Origin of the sequence: Shigella sp. FC1967, assembly GCF_001743005.1 — a bacterium.
Lineage (GTDB): Bacteria > Pseudomonadota > Gammaproteobacteria > Enterobacterales > Enterobacteriaceae > Proteus.
On record NZ_MIIZ01000685.1, the window covers coordinates 1 to 4709 of the forward strand.

The 4709-nt window shown below is 36.6% G+C and carries 4 protein-coding genes and 2 pseudogenes; 5 read left to right on the top strand and 1 reads right to left on the bottom strand.

Translation table 11 applies throughout. The features are described from left to right. The 5 genes and pseudogenes from BHE89_RS09750 to hda form a co-directional block, all read left to right on the top strand. A pseudogene (locus BHE89_RS09750) lies at positions 1 to 190 on the top strand (zinc ribbon domain-containing protein); the annotation flags it as partial. A gap of 42 nt (positions 191 to 232) precedes the next feature. Further along, positions 233 to 442: pseudogene (locus BHE89_RS09755) on the top strand (NAD(P)H nitroreductase); the annotation flags it as partial. A 393-nt stretch (positions 443 to 835) separates the two neighbouring features. After that, complete coding sequence (locus BHE89_RS27410; RefSeq protein ID WP_286146039.1) at positions 836 to 1564, top strand: mechanosensitive ion channel family protein; 729 nt, start codon at positions 836 to 838, stop codon at positions 1562 to 1564. After that, entirely contained in the window at positions 1545 to 1988 is a 444-nt protein-coding gene (locus BHE89_RS27415) for a mechanosensitive ion channel (protein WP_286146040.1), read from the top strand. The genes BHE89_RS27410 and BHE89_RS27415 overlap by 20 nt, the downstream gene beginning before the upstream one ends. 284 nt (positions 1989 to 2272) lie before the next feature. Beyond that, positions 2273 to 2980 carry a DnaA inactivator Hda gene (hda, locus tag BHE89_RS09765; RefSeq protein WP_006533048.1) on the top strand — a complete coding sequence of 236 codons (708 nt, stop codon included), beginning with the start codon at positions 2273 to 2275 and terminating at the stop codon, positions 2978 to 2980. A 219-nt stretch (positions 2981 to 3199) separates the two neighbouring features. On the opposite strand, the gene BHE89_RS09770 is transcribed toward hda, so the two are convergent. Beyond that, on the bottom strand, positions 3200 to 4450 hold the full coding sequence (locus BHE89_RS09770) for an MFS transporter (RefSeq protein ID WP_069368862.1): 1251 nt from the start codon (positions 4448 to 4450) through the stop codon (positions 3200 to 3202). Between the last annotated feature and the right edge of the window lie 259 nt (positions 4451 to 4709).

Consider the following 4709-nt stretch of genomic DNA (forward strand, 5'->3'; position numbering starts at 1 on the left):
AAAATGTCAGAAATGCCACTACATAAGCGTATCTGGCAAATGCCCTGAATGTGGAGTTGAACATGACCGAGATATCAATGCGGCAATCAATATCCGACACAAGGGCATATTGGAATTACAAGCGGCGGGACGCGTCGTTTCAGCCCATGGAGACCCGCGTAAATCCGTCGTACAGAGGGTTGCGGTCTGAGAAGTGGGAAGCCTCGCCGTTTACGGCGGGGAGCAGTCACGTAGTTTTTTATTAGGTGTTGCAGCATTAGGTCTTGATGCCGTTCCAATGGAAGGTATGGATTTCGCTATCCTTGATCACGAATTTTTATTGACAGAGCAAGGGTTAGAACCTATTGCAATGGTAGCGCTGGGATATCATACAGAAGATGATTTTAATGCGAATTTAGCTAAATCTCGTTTACCTGAAGAAGAGATCATCACTGAAATCTAATTGAGTACAGATTTTTGGGTGATAAGAAAAGCGGGCAATAAGCCCGCATGTTTGCCGATTACGCATTTTGTGGTGCTACAATCGATAGCGTGACGGTTTTTCTTTACGATCTTCATATTCTTGTCTCACTCATTCAGGTTAAGAAGAGTCAACGGATTATTTCTGCTTTTTTTTATTTGTGCTTTTGCTTTTATGCTAATATGAAAAAACTAAGATTTTTTGTTATTTATAGTGTTTAAATCTTAAAAAAGCCACATTAAATTAATCATAATTTTTTTAAATAAAATAAATGAGACAATGGGGCTGTTCTTATGCGAAATAGGCACTTTATCTGCTATCTAAGTGATTTTCGTTTTAAAGTTGAGGTGTCTAAAAAAAGGTATAGCGCAATTTATGGAAAAGTTGATTGAAATTTATGATTTCATTACATCAAAGCAGATATTTACCACAATATTTTTAGTTATTGTGTTGCTGGTGGTGTGGTTTCTCGCCAAAATGATTTTCCGCCGAATAGCCAAGCGTTTACTTTTTTTATTTACTGAGCTTTCAGATGAAGAAACCATAGAAGATATTGCTAAAAAGAGTGCATCTATTGTTGCCGTTACACTCGTTCTCTATATTAATCAGCTCCTACCGTCTTTTTCAGCTGAAATAAATATTATCTTTGAGACGGTTGCTCGCGCCTTTATTATCATCAATATTGCTTCATTACTGAATAACGCGCTTGATATCTTTAATATTAGGCATGCTAAAAAAGCGTGGCATCGGAATAATTCCATCAAAGGCTATATTGAAATTGCCAAAATTGTAGTCTGGATTATCTCTTTTATCTTAATCATTGCGTTATTTACTGAACAATCACCACTTATTATTATCTCAAGTTTTGGTGCTATTGCTGCGGTGTTGATGTTTGTTTTTCAGCATACACTTATCTCTTTTGTCGCCAATATTCTTATCTCTAATGGAAAAGTATTAAAGCTTTATGATTGGATTGAGTTACCCAGTAGTAATATCAGCGGTGAGGTTATTGATATCGCATTACATACGATCACTGTACGTAATTGGGATAATACAATTTCCCGTATTCCAACCAAAGATTTTTTTGACCGAAAAATATACTAACTGGCAACCGATGTTTTCATCAGGAGGGCGTCGGATTAAACGTAGTTTTTATATTGACCAATCTTCGATTTCATTTGCAACACAAGAGTTAGTATTAGAGTTAAAAAATACAGCACCGCTGCGTAAAAGTATAGAAACGATGTTAGAAGGAAAAGAAGAAGAGATTGGCGATATTAATGAGTGGTTAGAAACAAAAGGAGTGACTAACTTACAATTGTTTCGTAAGTACATGCTAAATTGGATAAAAATGCGTGGTGATGTTCGACCTGATATGTATTTGGTGATCAGAACTATGCCACCTACACCAATGGGACTACCAGTAGAGTTATATTGTTTTACTCGCGAACCACTTGGGTTTGAATATGAAGAGACTCAATCTGAAAATTTTTTGAGTATATTAATGCATTCAGCCAAATATTTTTAAAGCTCGACATTTTATCAACAACCTTTCCGGTAATGATGTGGCGAAATTAAAACTGAGATAATAACGTGAAGCTAATTAAATATGGAATGTTTTCTAAATTAGCACTAAATAACGCAACGTAGTGCTAGATGGTCATTTAATGAGGTACGAGAAGTATATAAAATAGACTTATCACGCTGATCTTGCTGTTATCTTAATCAGTGTCATGTGCTTTTTTAATATTGGTTCTGACCTTGTGAGAATTTGTGTTAGAATCACCACGTTTATTAAACTATTCAGGTGAGGTGCTTCTGAATACGCCGTCACAGCTATCATTACCACTCTCTCTACCCGATGATGAGACATTCGATAGCTTTTATGCAGGGGAAAACGCGTCATTAGTCGCGGCAATTCGAACCGCCATTCATCAATCTCATGGCAGTTATATCTATTTCTGGTCCCGTGACGGAGGTGGAAAGAGCCATCTATTACATGCCGCTTGTGCTGAACTTTCATTAAAAGGCGATGCTGTTGGGTATGTTCCTCTTGATAAACGCGCTTACTTTGTTCCCGATGTTCTTGAAGGTATGGAACATTTATCCTTAGTGTGTATTGATAATGTTCAATGTATTGCGGGTGACGAAGAGTGGGAGCTCGCCTTATTTAATCTTTATAACCGCGTGTTAGAGCATGGACGAACCTGTTTATTAATTACAGGGGATAGACCACCTCGCCAAATTGAGCTACAACTTCCTGACTTAGCGTCTCGTCTTGATTGGGGACAAATCTACCGTTTGCAACCTTTAAGTGATGAAGAAAAAATTCAAGCGCTACAATTAAGAGCCAAACTTCGTGGTTTTGAATTACCTGAAGATGTTGGTCGTTTTGTATTAAAACGCTTAGATAGAAAAATGCGCACCTTATTTGAAATGCTTGATGAACTTGATCACGCTTCTATTGTTGCTCAACGTAAACTGACCATCCCATTTGTGAAAGATATACTCAAACTTTAAATAGCCTCATTCACTTTATTTGGTGAGGCGAATAATCTCAATCCTATCTCTATTTTTCTAAATTCGACACTCAAAGAAAATAAGTATTTTTTGTTATTTATTAACGATGAACGTTCTGTCTTTATCGTTTCTGATAAAAATATGAGATAAAAAAACCGCTTGTCTTGTATCAAGGCAAGCGGTGAGAGACACAAACAATAAAGGAGGAGGGGTAAATAATTAGTTTGCTTCTACTATTTTGGTTTTCTTCTGAGGAACCAGTAAGAAAATCAGATAAAGTGCAGTAATAGCAACAGTGTAGCCAGTGAAGATTAACCAGAATGATTTCCAATCAACCGCACCATTGGTGGTATATAAATCAATGACCCAGCCACTTAACATTGCACCTAAATAAGTACCAAAACCGTTCACTAAGGTCATAAACATACCTTGTGCGGTTGAACGGTATTGTAATGGGATCTCTTTTTCTAAGAATAGCGAACCAGAGATATTAAAGAAGTCGAATGCACAACCATACACAATCATTGATAACAATAAGACGATTTGACCTAACGATGTGTAGTCGCCGTAAGCAAAGAAGCCGAAACGTAAGATCCAAGCAATCATACTAAATAAAACGATAGTTTCGATTTTTACACGTTTTAATAACAGTGGCAGAAAAAGAATAAATACGACTTCTGAAATCTGTGAAATAGACAAGAACACGGAAGGATAACGAGCAAAGAATGAATCATCTGCATTTGGAGATTGTGCAATATCTTGTAGGAATGGCACACCAAATGTATTAGTAATTTGTAATACCGATCCTAATAATGTTGCGAAAAATAAGAAAACAACGACATTTTTCTTTTTAAATACTTGCAAGATATTGGTAATACTAAATGCCACTTCTTCGGATTTCGTTTCGTTTTTATCAGTCGCTTTAGTTGCAGGTAAGAACATTGCAAATACAGCTAGAACGATAGAAGCGATCGCTGCAACAAAGAGCTGGTGGTAGCTATTACCTAAACCTAAGAAGCTAATAACCCACATGGCTGCAATAAAACCAACAGTCCCGTAAACACGAATTTTAGGGAAATAGTTATTAGGCTCTAACTGTTTTTGTTCTAACAGTTCGAAAATGATGCTGTTTGCCATTGAGATACTTGGCATAAAGAACAATAAATGTAATAAAGTCGCAAAAAATAGCGTGGTGACTGTCGTCATTTGCGACATTAACACTAATGCTAAGGCGGATAAAATATGCAGGGTAATATACACTAATTTGCGGTTATTTATTTTATCTGCAATGAATCCCATGATAACGGGGGCGATAAGTGAGGCAAGTCCAAGAGCACTGAAAATAAGCCCAACATCACTGCCTTTAAAATGCAGTTCTCCAAAGAGATACGAGGCAAATGTGACAAGCCAGGATCCCCATATAAAGAACTGGAGGAATGAGACAAGTTTTAATCTAAGTACGATATTCATCTGTTTTCCTATTAGCCGCCTAGCAATCACCCGACACCAATAATGGTGATTGGTCAGTTTTAATTGCCCATCATGTTGGCTATAACGTTGTTTATTTCATATGCATCTATAACTTCATTTCACACTGATTAATTGTAATCAAGTTGAAAAAACAACAATAAAAGAAGAGATAGAGCAAATAACAAATTGAAAGCTTATTGCTGTGTTGCAGTATTGTTTTAAATGTATATGTCTTGTTAATTTCTTTCTTGGATGATAG